This is a genomic window from Paenibacillus whitsoniae (assembly GCF_003955665.1).
Classification (GTDB): domain Bacteria; phylum Bacillota; class Bacilli; order Paenibacillales; family NBRC-103111; genus Paenibacillus_E; species Paenibacillus_E whitsoniae.
Genome location: NZ_RXHU01000034.1, coordinates 26937 through 44338, shown reverse-complemented (window position 1 = coordinate 44338; position 17402 = coordinate 26937). Strand labels below are relative to the sequence as shown.

The window sequence follows — 17402 nt, the reverse complement described above, 5'->3', positions numbered from 1 at the left end:
TTCCGAAGATTGTCATAGTAAATCGAAACTTGCTCCAGTTTCAGTTGGAATAGGCTAGTTTTATAATTGGATTTATACTTCGCTACATGTGAACTTTCAGGAGGAATGAACATTGCAATTAATGGGAGATGCATTAACAGTGCTGGGATCAAGGTTGGGACTTGCCTGGGATCCAGCCAATCATCAAGCTTTTCTAGTAAGACACGGTAACCATCCCGGATTACCGCTTCAACTTCATGCGGGTATCGATCTGGGAGACCGCATCATCACCTTGCCTCTCGCTGGTGAAGAGCAATCCTTCGAATTCATGGATCAAGAAATCACGGCCACGACGATGTCATTATGCGGTATTGACCCGACAACAGGGATTCATGTAAAGCTGACGGCACGCATTCCTTTTCGGCCAAGAGATAATTTCTTCAGTACTGTACCGGTTGTTTACTTGGAATTAGAAGTGAAACGATTACCCTCTTCGTTTCGATGGACAGCACAGTACGACGAAATCGTAAAAGGCAAGGTGTTTCTTGGCTTTTCGGGCAAAGGGTTCGACTTCCAAGTTCATCCAGCGTCAGGCCATCTTGAGACGACGTACAATTCGGTGATTTTACGTCCTTACGAAGAGGATGACCATCGTCAAGCAATCCGCTCTAATGAAGAAATAATTGCTTGCAAGGATCACATTGCTATTTTATCAGGCGAGTGGGATGGAGCGTGTATTACGGCACCGTTCTCATTGCGCAAAGGGAGGAAAGGGACGACGCTTGCACTCGCTTGGTGTGTATGGGATCAACCGCTGCTAAACGTTCTGGGGAAACGTTGCCCTTTCAAATACACAGCGCGCTTTGAGAATGTGGAACAGGTCGTGAGTTGGTCGATCCAGCATGCCGATGATGTGCGAGAGAATTCGATCAAAGTGGATCGTATTATATCCAATCACACGCTAGGTGATACCACCTCTAAATTGTTGGCGCAAACATTGCACGCTTGGTTAATGAATACGTGGTGGGTTGTGAGGGATAACGGCCAAGACTGGTTCACCGTGTGGGAGGGGAATTGTTACTTCCACTCCACGGTGGATGTTGAATATACGCAAGGACCTTTCTACTTAGCCTTCTGGCCAGAGTTGCTAGAGCTTGAGCTGAATGAATGGCCGTTGTTCGGCAAAGATGGTCAGCGAGTCTTGGGAGCAAGAGGTGAGGGCACCTTATTTTTATCACACGATATGGGTGTTTTTGGCGATAGCACGAAACAGTATTATCACCATGAGATGGAAGTCGAGGAGAGCACGAATTACATTTTGCTTGCTTACACGCATTGGAGACGAACAGGAAGAGACGCGACGATTGTGCAACACGCGGGTTTTATCCGTCAATTAATGGACTTTATTGTTCGTTGTGATACGACGGGCAATGGAATTCCAGACAAAGGCTGCGCCAATACGGTAGATGATGCATCGCCAGCCATTCAATATGGCTCTGAACAAGTATATTTAGGTGTGAAGTCCTTGGCGGCAATTCAGGCTGGGACTCAGATCTTGCGGCACGTTGGAGTGCTGGAGTTACAGGCGTATGATCATTTTACCCAAACCGCCCTTGCTACGATTGAAGAGTTCGGTTGGCTGGACGACCATTACGCCGTTACACTATCACGAACGATGGACGGCACGGTGGATCCATGGACTGGGGAACCTCAGACAGGCGAGCTTCTTGGTTGGGATGCCTATCATATATACACGCCTAACGGTCTATCTTTGCTCGATATGGTCGGTCATCAAACAGGCTTGCGCGATGGAAGGCTCTATCGTGATATGGCATTGGCTTCAGAGAAAACATTGGGCCGATATGGTTGCCGTCACACCAGTTATATCGATATGCAGGATAAGAGTATCTTTGTTCCAGGGCTGGCAAGCCATTCTCGTAAGGTGGGGTGGATCTCCATGAATATGCTCCGAGACATCGCTGCGGCATATCGAGGGCTGGACCTTCTACATCTCACGGAAAACTACTGGAGCTGGCAAAGTACGACGAACTCGCAGCAACTTGCGATGTTCTTCGAAACATTTTACGGCAACAGCTTGAGCTTCTATCCAAGAGGGGTAGCCGTGTTCGGATATCTAGATGCAGCAGCAGGATTCGTATATGATGCGGTCCGTGGGACAAAATCTTTTGCCCCCATTCGAGGTTCCCTTCAAGTGCCCATTCTATTGTTTGCGGATTGGGAAAAGGGGACTGTGCCTATGGTGATCTCGAGCTTGGAAGATCGAACCATCGCGTATTGTGTCGAATCTTGAAAAAAGAACAGAAGATTACCATAAACTTCGAAAGATTCCCTACTAGGACCGTAGAATGATGATTTATATAATTGGAGTATACAGAGAGAAGGAGTGGGAGCATTGAATAAAGAGACGATAGGAGTGGCATCGGTCCAATCGATCAAGTCTACTGTTGCTAGTGGGAAGCGATCGGGAGAACTTAGTTTCATCGGATTTGTCAGAAAAAATAGTGCGCTTTACATCATGTTGATTCCCGTATTTATCTATTTCATAACGTTTAAATATGTACCCTTACTGGGCAGTGTAATTGCATTCAAGGACTACAATATTTTTGAAGGTTTTCTTAAAAGTAAATGGGTGGGATTCCAATGGTTTGAGCTGATGTATTCAAATCCGCAATACATTCGCTTAATTAAGAATACGTTGTTGATTAGCCTATATCAGATTGTGTTTTCTTTCCCAGCGCCGATTATTCTAGCTTGTCTATTGAACGAGATTCGGAATATGGCCTTTAAGCGGTCGGTTCAAACCGTACTGTACTTGCCTCACTTTTTATCTTGGACACTCGTATACGGTTTGGCTTACATGATGCTTTCGGAACAAAGCGGCCTTGTAAATGACATGTTTAAAGGCGTGGGACTACCGACATTTGATTTCCTTCAATCGCCTTCGGCTTTCCGGAGCGTTGTTGTATCGGCTGGTATTTGGAAAGAGATGGGATGGAGCACCATTATTTTCTTAGCTGCCCTATCGGGTATTAGTCCATCTCTTTACGAAGCGGCGAAAATGGATGGCGCAGGTCGTTGGAAGCAATTCCAGTATGTCACGTTCCCGGGTTTGCTTCCGGCAATAACCATACTCCTTCTCCTGAAAATTGGAAATGTTATGGATGTGGGTTTCGAACAGGTATACATCTTCTTAAGCCCCATTACGTTTGAAGTTGGGGAGATTCTAGACACATATGCTTACCGATTAGGTATTATGAACGGACAATTCTCCATAACAACGGCAATCGGATTATTCAAGTCGGTAATTGGCTTTGTTCTTTTGGTTGGCGCGAATAAAATTAGTAAATCAACAACGGGTGAAAGTTTATACTAGGAGGCTTCCGATGAAAATCAAACAATCCATGGGCGAGAAATCATTCGATGCCTTCAATATCACATTGTTGGTAATCATGAGTCTTCTCGCGTTGCTGCCGCTTCTTCATGTCGTGGCCGGCTCATTCTCCTCGAATAATGCGCTCATACAGTCCAGAGTTTCATTCTGGCCTGTCGAGCCAACGCTGCAGCAATTCAAATATGTCGTCGCCAACAATACTTTCTGGCGAGCTGGCTGGATGACGGTGAAAGTAGTCGTGATTGCCACAGCGCTCAATATGGTACTCACGATTGTGGGATCATATCCGCTGTCCAAATCGTATTTAAGAGGCCGCAGGGGCATCATGCTGTTCATCATTTTTACAATGGTCTTCCAGGCTCCTTTAATTCCTACTTATTTGGTAGTCAAAGAATTGCACCTCATTAATTCCATTTGGGCTTTAATTGTTCCAGGCGCAATTAGCGCATTCAACATGATTCTGTGTATTACCTTCTTCCGCAATTTGCCGGAGGAGCTATTTGATGCTGCCAAGGTGGATGGCATGAATGACTATCGGATCGTTTGGCAAATTGTAGTTCCGTTATCCAAACCAATCATGGTGACATTGCTATTGTTCTACGCTGTTGGTCATTGGAATAGCTACTTTGCTCCGCTGCTCTACATTAACGATCGTCATCTTCAGACTTTGCAAATGTACATTTACTTCTTGATCGCTGCAGGGAGCTCTAATGATGTTGCTGCTGCGGTCGCTGGTGATACGGGGGGCAAGCTTCTTCCGAAGGCACTTGAAATGGCAACCATTGTGCTCGCTACAACACCGATCGTCATTCTGTATCCTTTCCTGCAGAAGCATTTTGTGAAAGGAGCCACTCTTGGCTCAGTGAAAGAATAAGTCGCTATGTTGACACTTGGGAAATGTTTCATGCCGTATGCGTTCGACATTTTCCGCTAGTCTTCATATATAATAAATTACAGCGATGTACACAAAAAGGGAGGAAATACCGAAATGAATTCATCAAAAAAATGGGTTAGTTTAGCTGTAGCTGTATCGATGGTCAGTGTACTTGCTGCATGTGGAACTAAAGCAACAGAAAGTAGCTCGACAACTAGTCCGGCTGCAACTGCGAAAGGTACAGAAGCGCCGAAAGCACCTGCTAAATTCAGCATGTTGTTAACTGACAATAATCAGCCTGTTCCTGGTGGCAATCCGATGGAAGACCCTACAATTAAATATTTGGCTGAGAAAACGAACACAATCTTAGATATCACCTTCTTGCCAGCCGCTCAAGCTGAACAGCTTAAGAAGGTGAAATTTGCGAGTGGGGAATTGCCGGATGTTATCATGGATTACGGGGTTAACGGCGATCTATTTGCAAACAATCAATTGGTTGCCCTAGATGAGTATATTGATAAATATGGACCGAATTTGAAAAAGGTCATCCCGAAAGCAGCATGGGATGGCGTGACGCGAGGCGGAAAAATTTACGCAATACCTGAATCAGCTGCAGGAGATTCGCCTGTCAATCGGATGTTCTACGTACGTAAGGACTGGATGGATAAAGTTGGGATTAAAGAAGCGCCTAAAACACCAGACGAATTCTTGAATATGTTGCGTGCATTCCGTGATAAAGATCCGAACGGCAATGGTAAAAAGGATGAAATCCCATTATCCGGACGGGAAAATTTTACCTGGTTAGATACGGTATTAGGGATGTTTGGGGCCAATGAATTCGGCGCTAGTTTAGTTAATGGGGAGCTGGTTCCTTCCAATACGAGTCCTCAAATGAAACAAGCGCTTGCCTATTTAAGACAGCTGAATGACGAGAAATTGTTGGACAGCGAATTTATGACGAATAAGCGTAACACATGGGAACAAAAAATTCAAAATGACCAAGTTGGTGTATGGGTTCACGATCCTAACCTCGCGTGGGATTGGCAGGATAAATTGAACAAAGCACTGCCAGGCAAAGGTGCTATAGTAGCTCCACTGCTTTCTCCTAAAGCACCAGGCGTTCAATATGCCGGATTTGGCATTTCCGCTTTCAACAAAACGTTCTCCGTGACCAAAAAAGCAAAAGATCCAGCAGCAATCGTCAAATTCTTCGATTGGTTAGTGACGCAAGAAGGTCAAGAATTTATTAATTTCGGTGTTCCTGGTAATACGTTTACTAAAGATGGAGCGGGTAAAATCACGTATAACAAACAAAAAGATACAGATGACAAATCGATCCTGTGGAGAAGCCAGATGTTCAACCTCGCAGGTTGGAACCCGGAACTGAAGAAGGTTCAGATTGGCGCTGATGCTGTAGCGAAATTAGAAGAGTTTTTTACAGTGGGCAAAAAAGAAGGACAACCGAATCTTTTATTAGGAGCTCCGACGTTCAAGTCCACACAGCCGGAAATCGGTGAGTTCGGTGTTCCTGGTACAATGTTCATTGAAACAGCTGCAAAGATTGTTTTGGGCAATCAACCTCTAGATTACTTCGATCAGTTTGTGAAGGATTGGAAGACGCGTGGCGGTAACGATCTGGTGAAGCAAGCGACGGATTGGTATAACGCGAACGGGAAAAAGTAGGATTGCAATACACGGAATGTGGGAGTGTGAGTTCTCACATTCCGTTTTATGAAAAAAATGAAAGCGTAAACATTAGTTGGGGGTGTGTAACCATTATGTTTAAAAGGAAATGGTGGAAGAAAGCAATAAGTGGGCTGGCAATGCTCAGTTTGGTTGTCGCCACTTTAGGGGGGGCACTGACACCGATTGATCGCGCATATGCAGATACGACGACAACACTAGCACCTGAAGCAGATGCCTATATTAATAATCAAAACCCAAATGTGTCTTATTCCAACAATAGTCCGGGGCAGTTACTAATAAGGGAGAGTTCAACGGTACAGAATCGCGCTTATATGCGTTTTAATGTGAACCCTGCCAAGAACACGATATTGCCAGCTGTTAGCAAAATAAAGAGTGTAAAATTAAGAGTGACCTCAGTGAATGCCACATCAAATGCTGTAACAACCTATGTCTATGGCACGGAGGATAACTGGAATGAATATACGGCTGCTGATTTCTCAGATACCACAGGAACACAAAACAACTATATTACCTGGAATAATAAACCTGCAAGTATGGGATTAATCACTTCTTTTCCTGTTGCTGCTACGAATGGTGTAGCAACGGAAGTCGATCTTACATCTTACGTCAAGCAGCAGATGCAAGGAGACGGTTTAGCGAGCATCTCACTACAAGTTGAGCCAGCTGCTGGTGTTGACGTCCAAAAAAACATCTATAGTCGACATCGTTCTACGGTGTCACAACAACCTGTACTTGTGTTTACAGCAGATACAGATGCACCTAGTTTAACCGGTGCGGTTGTTAGTTCCGATAATAAGCAAGTTACGCTAAGTTTCTCCGAGAACATTTTTGACAACACAAGCGGGAATCTTAAGGACAGCTTACGATTTGCAACAAATGGAACCAACTTCCAGCCTTTAGGTGCTGGAGACACAGTTGTCCTTAATTCATCTAGTATTACGATTAATTTTGCCACTGCGATAGTAGGGGCGACCAACAAAATAAGGCTGCTTGGTAATGCCATTAAGGATAATTTAGATAATATCCTTACCACGGACACGACGACAATTGCTTTACAAGGCGCAAACTACGTTCCAATTTATGCGAACAATCAAGTCATCCCCGCTACTGCGGATGCTAGGGTTGATAGCGGGGCAACGAACATTGACTCCAATTTCGGTACCGAAGCTACTTCTGTTCTGAAAGAAGGAGGAGGCGCGTTTAATCGTCGAGTACTGGTCAAGTTTGATCTAGCAAATGCCAATACGTTTAACTCGGCTAAGCTAAGGCTTTATTTTACAGAGACCTTGTCAACTGTAGATCCAATTAGTATTTATGCGATTGGCGATGCCTGGCAAGAGAGCGGTGCAGGTGGTGTGACGTATAATACGCAGCCTGAACAAGGTGCTCTATTAGGTACTGTACCTGTAGGCATTACGAACGGTTGGTATGAGTGGGATGTGACCAATTATATTCAATCTCAAGTTATAGCAGATGGCACGGCATCTATCTTAGTCGTTGGTTCTGCTTCAAACTCGAATCGGGTAGTTGCGAATAGAGAAAGCGGTGCTACAGGCCCACAATTGCTTCTGCACTACGATACTCAGCCGCCAGTATATACAAGTTCAGTGGTTAGTAATGAGAACAGAACAATTACGTTGAACTTTGACGATAACCTTGTAAACAATAAAGCTGACGCCGCTGCCCTTAAATCAGCAATTAGTTTGGCTGCTGATGGTGTGAATGCTACTCCACTAAGTGCAGGGGATCAAGTGACAATTGCAAACAAGCAACTGACAGTTGTGCTCCAGAATCGATTGATGCAACAAGGAGCCAAACTCATCATTGCTGGCAATACGCTTAAAGATACTAATAATAACATCCTGACAACAGAGTTGAGAACAGAAGCATTACAATATGACACAACAGCACCTAATCTCGTAAGTTCAGCTAGCTTGGATACATCCAACAAAATCGTCACCATAACCGGGGATGAGCCTCTGTTTAGTAACGCGGTGGATGCTGCGTCACTGAAAGCAGCTGTAACTTTCGCTGCGAACGGGACCACCTATCAATCACTTGGCTCTAATGACACTGTAACGATCAGTGGAGGTGTGATGAAGATCACCTTGGAAAACCCGCTGAACGGAACGGCTAATACCTTTAAGCTAGCGGGAAACACGCTGAAAGATGCAGCAGGTAATGTGATCACGACTGCTTATACAACTTTGCCGATCACAGCAGATAGTTCAGCGCCTGAGTTGCAAAGCACGTATATTTATAACTTTAACAAAAAGATTAATTTGACATTTAATGAGAATGTCGTTAATGCCCTATCCGACATCACAGCGTTAAAGGCAGCTCTAACTATATCCAATAATGGGGGAAGCACCTATCAAGCGCTACCAACTGATGCTACCGTGGCGACAAACGGCAATAAAATTGTCTTGTCGTTCTCAAGTGCTCTTACAGGCAATAACAATCGGATTCAGTTAGCGGCTGGCGCAATTAAAGATGCATCCAATAATGTGATACCCAATATCACGACATCTGCACTCTTTGCGGCTGGTAATGTCAGTTATCCTTATGCAACAACGTTGCAGTCCTACTTAGATAAAGCCATGTTGGATACAGGGAATATTACATTCACAAATGCGGATGCGGCAAGTGATGGCGGTGTTGTCACTACGACGGAATTTGCTTCTATCGCTCAAGCGATTGCTTCAGGTAATCGTAGTCCAGAGCTTATCGAGCGATATGTATCTACGATGCGTAAGATGATTACGAACGGAACAAATATGCCCAATTTGCAAGGGGGACTTGATTCAAGAGCTCAAGCGCCTATGGTCTACGCGCTCGCTCTATTATGGAACGATGAAGGGGTCATGTCACAATTCACATCTGCAGAGAGATCCAAATTTGTTACTTTTATGAAAGCGGCTTTAGTGTCTACAGCTTACACCATCAGTGACTTTGATGAGAATGGCAATGCTAGACCTGGTAATCGCACAGCGATGAATGGTGATACCAATACCTGGATAGGAACAGGACCGAATTATTGGGAGCCAAACTTGACGATGTTCTATTCAGCGGCTTTTGTTCTTGGGACTGAAAATGTAAAAAGTATTTTACAAAATTATGATCATACGGCTTTTATTGCCGAGTTGAATGCACTAGGGCTAAGTTCAATTAAAACCTGCTTTGAAAAAACGATTGGCTTCAGTTCGCTGACTGACAAAGCAGCGAAAATCAAAGGAACAATCACACAAGCGAAGTGGTCGTTCAAAGGGGTCTCTTTGGATCAGTTCTTGAGTAATCCAGTAGAACTCTTCGAAGCAACGCAATCGTATACATGGACACACTCGGCTGATGAAGGGGATTATATCGGTCAAACCGGCATGGCGCACGAGTTTGCGAGTACGGATGCAAGCGGTCCAAGGGAATCACTCTCCTATGTTAGTTATGGTGTTTCCTCATCCAATATCAATCTGGTTCTGATGAAATATTTCGGTTATATGGACTCACCAGGTAATGAAGCTCGAGTTGAACACATTATGCAACTGCTTCGTGTGGGTGTTTCTGATTTTTACTTGAAAGGGTTAAATGGGTACTATACACAATCTTGGTTGGGTACGCATACGGAGCAGTTTAGCGGTTCTCCTTATGTGGCATTGCCGCTTGAGCTCTTGGCTTCAACGAACCTAATTAATGTTTCCATCTTTAATGAAAGCTTTAATTATGCGAGTGCAGCCGCGATGGCGACCAACTGGAATGTTAGCGGCAGTGGGGTAGGTATATCTCAAGAAACGATAATACCGTATAATACGAAACAAACTTTAACTTCAGCTATCGGTGCAACACCTAAGGATCCTGAGGAGAAGGTACTTCAAATTCAGAGTCCATCTGGTCAAGGATTGGCCTACACGACACAGCAATTTGCGAATGTTAATTACTACGCCTGGGTACAAATGTCCAATACAACTAGTGGAGAAGTTGGATTGCTGGGCAGAGTCACAGATGCTAGTCATTATTACAAAGCGTCTTATGCCAATGGTCAATTGACCATCAGTAAAGTAAGTGGATCTACGGTACAAACGCTGGTACAAAAAGCATACACGCTTACTTCGAATAAAGCTTATCGCTTTAAGTTAGTATTCACAGGAAGTACGATCAGGCTGTACGTGAATGCACAGCAAGAATTAACAACAACGGATTCTTCCTATGCTACGGGGGCAATTGGTGTTTTTGCAGATCATGCTACAGGTGAATTTGACGGAATTGTTGTTCAGAATGCGACTACGCCAGCGCCGCAATGGTCCTCCATCACTGTAGGCAACGGAAAGCTCACATTAAACTATAATGCCGTACCAGGCGCTATCAGCTACAAGGTGCAATACGGCACAACGAGTGGGAACTATACCAACACGGTGGTAACAGGCTCAACTAATCCAGTGATAACCGGATTAACGAATAATACGACGTATTATTTCGCAGTGAGTGCAATATCTGGCGCTGGTGAAAGCCCTCTTTCACAAGAAAGGTCGTTGGCACCGTCAGCGCCTACCGCGGTAACGCCACAGTTGACCAGTGTTATTAGCGATGGTAACAGCATGGTTGTCAATTTCACGACCAATCCGATTAATACGTCTTACATGATTAAAATTGGCGAGCAATCTGGCACCTATACGCGAACAGTATCTGGTGTCACGTACTCCGGCTACGCGGTGACATTACCTGCGTCACACACGCCTTATTATTTTGTGGTGGTTCCTACAAATGATAAAGGAGATGGAACAAGTTCGAATGAGTTGAGTGCCTCTGGCAATAACGCAGTTCTTTATAGCAATAACTTCAATGATGGGAAATTTGCTGACGATTGGTTCCAAGCTTCTGGCAGCTACTCCATTGATAATAACGGCACAACGCCACGATTGAAAGCAGACGGTTCCTCCTTTGAACGGATGTGGCTGAAGAAAGGGCAGGAATGGAAGGATTATGCTGTTACTGTCAAAGCTCTATTTACACCAACGAAAGTTGCAAGTAATCAGATCTTTGTGCTCGGCAGAGCGTCAAGTACAGCAAATTATTATTTAACAGGCTATGAAATGAATACAGGCTCGAATAGTTATACGGTGTACATTAAGAAAAAGCAAGATAACGTTACGTCTGTATTAGTCCAGAAGTCAAAGACAATCACAACAAATGTTGAGCATGTATTCAGAAGTGAGTTCGTTGGCAATCAAATTAAATTGTATATTGATGGTGTCCTAGAGTTGGAAGCCACGGATAGCACACAATCTACAACACTTCAGAGTGGAAGTCCTGGGTTCCTTTCTACAGACATGTATGTCTATCACGATGACTTAGTAGTAGAAAGCATTGGCGGTCTTGCTAAGCCAGTGATTACTTCTGTTGTTCCTAGTGACGGTCAAGCGACCGTTAAGTTCGGTGCAATTGCTAGTGCATCTGGCTATCTGATCAAGTATGGTGATGCATCGCACAAATATACGAATGTGATGACCGTTCAAGCTCCGCTTACGGAAGGCAATGTCATTTCGGGTCTAGATGTTGAGAAAACTTACTATGTCACGGTTAGCGCAATTAAGAATGACTGGGAAAGTGAAAATGCGGCAGAGGTGGCACCATTAACAATAGCAAGCTCAGTTGCCAATGTGCTTGAAGGCGCAGCGACAATCAATGCAGGTGAAGAAGTGGCTTATACGTATCACTTAAATGGTGTCGCTCAGAGTGCATATCCGAAGATTTATGCACAAGATATTCTCATCTCCTATGATACAAGCAAATTGGAGTTTGTCAGCGCTGCTTCTATAAAACCAAACTATACGATCGTTGGTGACCCAGAGTTGACGCCAGGACAAATTCGCATCAAGATGGCAAGTATTGGTGAAGCTGGAGTCGTTACAGGAAATGAGAATTTGCTTACCCTTCGTTTCAGAGGCAAATCTTCGGCTACTGCGAGTACAACCGTGATCACGGCAGTTTCCGATATTACAGATACGGTTAGTAAAAAGACAACAGTCAGCGGTTCGCTAAGTATACAATTGCCAGCGCTTGATAAAACGGCTTTATCAGCGATGATCACATCTGCGCAAACCTTGCTTGCTAACGCTGTAGAAGGAACATATGCAGGACAATACCCTGCCGGTTCCAAGAATGTACTGAGTTCAGCCATTACTGCTGCTATTGCTGTAAGGGACAATACATCTGCTTCGCAATCTCAAGTAACATCAGCAGTAACTACACTAGAAGCGGCAATTGGTGTCTTCACAGCTTCCGTCCATGCTCGCCAGCGTGAAGACGTCAATGGCATCGGCGGTATCGATATTGTTGACCTTGGTTTAGTCGCTAAGAACTATGGCAAAACATCAGCAGCCTTAGATTGGCAAACGATTAAGAATTGTGATATTAACGACGATGGCATCATTAATATAGTTGATCTTGCCGCAGTCGCACTAAAGTTTTAGACAAAGAATGACCGGGGGAGAGATTCATCTCTCCTGGTCTCTTATCAAATAGGGGGTAGGTTTGGAAGATACAACGTACTAAACAATCAAAGGAGTGAATGATGAATGGGAAAACAAGGGAAACGTTTCTTGAAGCTTTTAACATGCCTAGGAATGATAAGTATGGTAATTGGCGTAACTCCTGCGTTTGCAGCAACACCTGGTTCGGTTATTTTCCAATCTGGTTTTGAAAGCGGTTCAACGCTTTCTCAGCTTGACGCGCAGGATGATGATATTACAGGCACGGATACTTCGTACTCCACGAAAAACAACTGGGTGACTGATCTGGAGGGAAATGCCCAAATTGGTACATTTAAAATTCAGTATGAAGGGGGAGCAGCAACAGATCGTTATGCGAGTATCATTACTGACCCCGCTTATTCTGGTAATAAAGTGCTTCATTATTGGCTGAAGAATGCGGCAATACAAGACAATGGTTTTATGAAAGGAAGAATTCAAACCAGTATTTATGATGAACCAGGAAATCCGCAGCAATCATTGAATGAAATGTACTATAAGGTACGTCTAAAGCTGCATCCCGACATGCAGAAACTGGAGAGCTTCAGCAACGCCATTCCTTGGCTCACATTAGCGGAATTCTGGAATGACCCCACGTGGACGGGCAGCAGCTACCCATTCCGCATTACGTTCGGTTTGAATAAGGATGCGAATGCAGGGTCCAATCAACCATTGTATTTTAGCGTTTCCTCAGAAAACATGGACAATAACACCCGAGTTGAGGTCTGGCGTTCAGATGCCAAATCGTTTACTGTAACCTACAATCAATGGATCACGCTGGAGTTTTATTACAAGAAAGGAGATGCAACAACGGGAAGATTCTATGTAGCCGCTACCCCGAGTGGAGGAAGCCGCCAAATTTTATTCGATGTGAAAAATTGGACCTATAATACGAACAATCCTTCACCGGTCGGTCTGGCCAATTTTAATCCGATGAAGCTCTATACGGGTGAGGAGTATATTGACCATATCCGTAACAATGGCGGCATCATGCAGCTATATTGGGATAATTTTGAGCTCTGGAATGGCTGGCCGCAAGCAGTTTATCAGGCAGAATCGATGACACTCGGAACAACATCAGGAGAAACACTCACCAATTCTAGTGATGTTAATTGCAGTGGTGGGGTTTGTCAAATTTTTGATAGTAACGGTGTCGGTGACTATATTAACTATTATGCCAACGTGCCCCATGATGGGAAGTATGATATTAAGGTTGGCGTCAAAAAAATGAACACCCGTGGTAAGTTTCAGATGTCGATTGATGGTGCGAACATAGGAACTATTCAAGATTTGTACGCAGCTTCCGCCCAGTATACGGAATTGTCAATCGCGAATAATGTCCAGTTAGCAGCTGGAGATCGCAGATTTAAATTCTATGTAACAGGAACAAGTGGAACGGGTTATCAGCTTGGCATTGATTATATTAAGATTATACCTAAGGATTAAACGAAACTATTTGTGAAAAAGGGGTTTTAAACGATGAAGTATTTAACATGTCTCGTTACTATACTAATTATGACTGTATACGGTTTTACTATGGCAGCATTTGCTACCACAGAGGGAGTTTCTGGATTTTCGCTATCGACTAGCAGTGCAACAGTTGCTCCAGGAGGAACCTTTACCGTAACGGCGACTGGGAATGTAACGGATATGTATGCATTCGAATCGAAATTCTCGTATGATGCGACAAAGCTCGATTTCATCTCGGCGACAACATCGCTAACGAGTGGATTTAGTGTACCGCCTGTAGCAGGTAGTTCCGAACTTGTGTTTGCTTTTACGAAATTGGGAAATGCAGCTGTTGAGAATGGCAGTAAGGTCTTAACCGTACTGACCTTCTCTGTCAAAAATAACATAAGCGGGACTGCAACTGTTATATGGGATCGTTTTATGAGCGTGAACAAAAACCTGGCTTCAACACCAATAATGTTAGGTACTACGGCTATAATTACAATCGGAAGCGGAACGCCAACACCAACACCGCCGCCTTCAGGTGCAGGGACACCGCCAACACCAGTAACACCTGCAGGGGTCATTCGGGTGACACCTGCAGTAGAAGGGGACGTAGCCAAATCCATCCTCACACAAGCTTCTATAACTACTGCGCTAAGTCAGGTTAACCCTGACCCTTCTGGTGTTCGAATCGCCGTTGCTGAAATTAAACCAGTGGAGGGGGCCGATCGTTATTCGCAAGCACTACCTGTACCGATGTTCCAATCAGGATCAGGTAATCAAAAGCTGGAAATCCAAACATCTCTAGGCACCGTTACAATTCCCGACAATATGATGAACACGAAGATTGCGGGTAACGCTTCCCAATTTGAAGTTATCATCGGCCAAGGGGATAAATCTCAATTAAAGGATGCTGTAAAAAAACAATTAGGTAACAAGCCGCTTCTAGAGCTTACGGTACTATTGGACGGCAAACTTGTTGAATGGAAAAATAATAAAGCGCCAGTAACTGTATCCATTAAATATACTCCGTCGCCAGAAGAATTGAAAAATTCAGAGCATATTGCCATTTGGTACATTGATGGAGAAGGTAACGTAATCAAAGTGCCTTCCGGCAAATACAATGCTGCAACAGGTGAAGTAACATTTGACACGACACATTTTAGTAAGTATGGCATTGGATATGAAGTAAGGTCCTTTGGAGACTTGGCCAAATACAGTTGGGCTAATCATCAAATTGAAGTGATGGCATCCAAAGGTATTATTGAAGGCACTGCAGAGAACCAATTTAGTCCAGCCGACTCAATTACGCGAGCAGATTTTATTTTATTATTAGTAAAAACGCTGCAATTGACAGCAGATTCTCAAAATACATTCAGTGATGTGTCATCCCAAGCCTACTATGCCGAAGCCGTCCAAATTGCCAAGTCATTAGGCATTGCGCAGGGTAATGAAAGCAATCAATTTAATCCAACAGATCCGATTACGCGTCAAGATCTCATGAGTTTGCTTGCAAGAGCTATGATTTTGAAAGGTCAGTTAAAAGAATCATCAATTGAAGCTGTAAGCATCTTCACGGATCGTAAGGATATTGCATCCTATGCGGAGAATCCGATTGCAGCTCTTGTTAAAGCAGGAATCGTGCAAGGTGATGGCAATCAGCTCCATCCTACTGGCGCAACAACAAGAGCAGAAGCTGCTGTACTGTTGTACCGCGTTTATATGAATAACCATTGATGTAAAGTACAAAAAGGACAGTACCCCTAATAGGTGCTGTCCTTTTGTGCTTCGCGAGGCGACTTGCCATAGTGCAATCGGAATACGCGTTCAAAATGGGTCAAGGTATTAAAGCCGCTAATCAAAGATACTTCCGTGACGGGGAGCTGTGAAGTACGGAGCAAGGCATGCGCGAATTGAAGACGAAGTCCTTGCAAATAAAGTTGAAAGGAAATGCCGGTTGATTTTTTAAACTGTTCGCTAAAGTAGTTGGGGGATAAATGTGCTTGTTTAGCGGCTTCTTCTAAAGTAATGGATTGACGAAAATGATGCTGAATGTAGATCAGTGATTTTTGTATACCTGGATGAGAAGGTGAATGAAAAGAGCGATTCTGATCTTTATCTATGCCTTCAACTAGGTTTGTCTTAGGTGGCCGATTTCGATGCCATTCCAGAAGCAGGCGGTTAAGTTCTCCTGACAAGGCGATATCTCGGCCTACAGAACGGAATTGTTGTTCTTTCATCATACTGTTTAATCGGAAAAGCACATCTGCAAATGAATCTCCAGTCAGGAATGTGGCATAGTGTCCATCGTTCTGAGAGAACAAGAGCTTGACCATTTCATCCGACAGCATCGATTGCGAGAAAATTAGGTTGTATAGCTCAAGTTTAGTTCCCGGCTCTGGTGCAATTTCGTGGAAATCAGCGGGAGTCAGCAAGAAAAAGTCTCCTTGCTTCAAGCTATATGGCATGCCATTCACCCAGTTGGTTCCTTGACCGTCTAACACAAACGTAAGTTCATAGAATTCATGCCAATGCAGCTCAAAGGATTCTGTAAGAACTTGCTTTTGTAATTGAACGTCAACATCATCGTGAAAGAAGGTTTTATTCAATAGCCGGTTAGGTGTGGTTTTCATTGTTTTTGGAAGACATCCAATCTTGATAGTGTTTTTGGAATGTATGGAACATCCATGTATTCACTTCCCATAAATCAGTAACAGGCTGTTGGGTAAATGGCTGCACCTGCAGATAAGGTGGTGGACCGAACTCGGGTGTAAACGTCATGCTCTTGGCACCGGCAGTAAACCGATTCTGACAAATAGTCAGCCATAATGCGATAAAGGTGTTCACGTGCTCCGCGTACTCAGGTGCGCGAGGATCTGCAACTTGAGGTCCTTCAGGATAGCCTACACGCCCGTGAATGTGGATGGCGCGCTGCATACTGAGTATGACATCTTCATCGTGTAAACTCGGCATGCTTTCGCAGGAAGCGCACCAATGACTGAAATCCGCACCAAGCTTTAGTTCTGGTAATGAACGGAGCACGGCTGCCGTTTGCCATGGTGTAAAAAAGGCTCTGCCACGATGCGTCTCATGCGCGATGGGAACGCCAACTTCCTCTTCTAATCGAAGCGCGGCACTAAAGAATTCAAGTTGCTGCTCCAGCGTCATACGGTCAGCAGCGCTATGTGCATTAATAAGCACGGGACCAAGTTCTGCAACACGAAGGACTTGTTCACGAAAAGATGTGAAATGATCAGGGCCGCGTGTGACAACTTGCGCAATATATTCTAATTGATGCGAGGTTAGGGCGCGTCGAAAAGTAGCATCTTCTTTTGCTTGTACTGGCGGTGTATATTCCACCCCGTTATATCCTGCTTCAGCTATCATCTCCAGTTTCCCCTGCCAGTTGCCGTCCCACTCCCAGAGTGATTTAAACACTTGCAACTTCATTATACCA

At 44.2% G+C, this 17402-nt stretch carries 9 protein-coding genes; 7 read left to right on the top strand and 2 right to left on the bottom strand.

Annotated features, from left to right (window positions below; genetic code table 11):
• The first annotated feature begins 121 nt into the window (after nucleotides 1-121).
• From EJQ19_RS12555 to EJQ19_RS12525, 7 genes are all read left to right on the top strand, one after another.
• Nucleotides 122-2290: a glycoside hydrolase family 52 protein gene (locus EJQ19_RS12555; RefSeq protein ID WP_241242891.1), complete on the top strand. Its 2169-nt coding sequence runs from the start codon at nucleotides 122-124 to the stop codon at nucleotides 2288-2290.
• Between the two features lie 102 nt (nucleotides 2291-2392).
• Nucleotides 2393-3373 carry an ABC transporter permease gene (locus EJQ19_RS12550; protein WP_241242874.1) on the top strand — a complete coding sequence of 327 codons (981 nt, stop codon included), beginning with the start codon at nucleotides 2393-2395 and terminating at the stop codon, nucleotides 3371-3373.
• Between the two features lie 10 nt (nucleotides 3374-3383).
• Entirely contained in the window at nucleotides 3384-4265 is an 882-nt protein-coding gene (locus EJQ19_RS12545; protein WP_126141571.1) for a carbohydrate ABC transporter permease, read from the top strand.
• 114 nt (nucleotides 4266-4379) lie between these two features.
• On the top strand, nucleotides 4380-5948 hold the full coding sequence (locus tag EJQ19_RS12540) for a type 2 periplasmic-binding domain-containing protein (protein ID WP_126141570.1): 1569 nt from the start codon (nucleotides 4380-4382) through the stop codon (nucleotides 5946-5948).
• Nucleotides 5949-6043: 95 nt separating this feature from the next.
• Complete coding sequence (locus EJQ19_RS12535) at nucleotides 6044-12436, top strand: CBM96 family carbohydrate-binding protein (protein ID WP_126141569.1); 6393 nt, start codon at nucleotides 6044-6046, stop codon at nucleotides 12434-12436.
• A 105-nt stretch (nucleotides 12437-12541) separates the two neighbouring features.
• Nucleotides 12542-13939: a carbohydrate-binding protein gene (locus EJQ19_RS12530; protein ID WP_126141568.1), complete on the top strand. Its 1398-nt coding sequence runs from the start codon at nucleotides 12542-12544 to the stop codon at nucleotides 13937-13939.
• A 33-nt stretch (nucleotides 13940-13972) separates the two neighbouring features.
• Nucleotides 13973-15682, top strand: a complete 1710-nt coding sequence (locus EJQ19_RS12525; RefSeq protein ID WP_126141567.1) for an S-layer homology domain-containing protein — start codon at nucleotides 13973-13975, stop codon at nucleotides 15680-15682.
• A 26-nt stretch (nucleotides 15683-15708) separates the two neighbouring features.
• Here the strand turns inward: EJQ19_RS12525 and EJQ19_RS12520 are convergent, their stop codons facing one another.
• Entirely contained in the window at nucleotides 15709-16578 is an 870-nt protein-coding gene (locus tag EJQ19_RS12520) for a helix-turn-helix domain-containing protein (RefSeq protein WP_126141566.1), read from the bottom strand.
• Nucleotides 16562-17395 (bottom strand): sugar phosphate isomerase/epimerase family protein, encoded by an 834-nt coding sequence (locus tag EJQ19_RS12515; protein WP_126141565.1) that lies wholly within the window; start codon nucleotides 17393-17395, stop codon nucleotides 16562-16564. Before EJQ19_RS12515 ends, EJQ19_RS12520 begins: the two co-directional genes overlap by 17 nt.
• Nucleotides 17396-17402: the final 7 nt, after the last annotated feature.

What these genes read in the sequence shown, in the direction of transcription:
- EJQ19_RS12515 (WP_126141565.1), bottom strand. Translation starts at nt 17,395, where the DNA reads ATGAAGTTGCAAGTGTTTAAATCACTCTGGGAGTGGGACGGCAACTGG.
- EJQ19_RS12540 (WP_126141570.1), top strand. Translation starts at nt 4,380, where the DNA reads ATGAATTCATCAAAAAAATGGGTTAGTTTAGCTGTAGCTGTATCGATG.
- EJQ19_RS12525 (WP_126141567.1), top strand. Translation starts at nt 13,973, where the DNA reads ATGAAGTATTTAACATGTCTCGTTACTATACTAATTATGACTGTATAC.
- EJQ19_RS12530 (WP_126141568.1), top strand. Translation starts at nt 12,542, where the DNA reads ATGGGAAAACAAGGGAAACGTTTCTTGAAGCTTTTAACATGCCTAGGA.
- EJQ19_RS12555 (WP_241242891.1), top strand. Translation starts at nt 122, where the DNA reads ATGGGAGATGCATTAACAGTGCTGGGATCAAGGTTGGGACTTGCCTGG.
- EJQ19_RS12545 (WP_126141571.1), top strand. Translation starts at nt 3,384, where the DNA reads ATGAAAATCAAACAATCCATGGGCGAGAAATCATTCGATGCCTTCAAT.
- EJQ19_RS12535 (WP_126141569.1), top strand. Translation starts at nt 6,044, where the DNA reads ATGTTTAAAAGGAAATGGTGGAAGAAAGCAATAAGTGGGCTGGCAATG.
- EJQ19_RS12520 (WP_126141566.1), bottom strand. Translation starts at nt 16,578, where the DNA reads ATGAAAACCACACCTAACCGGCTATTGAATAAAACCTTCTTTCACGAT.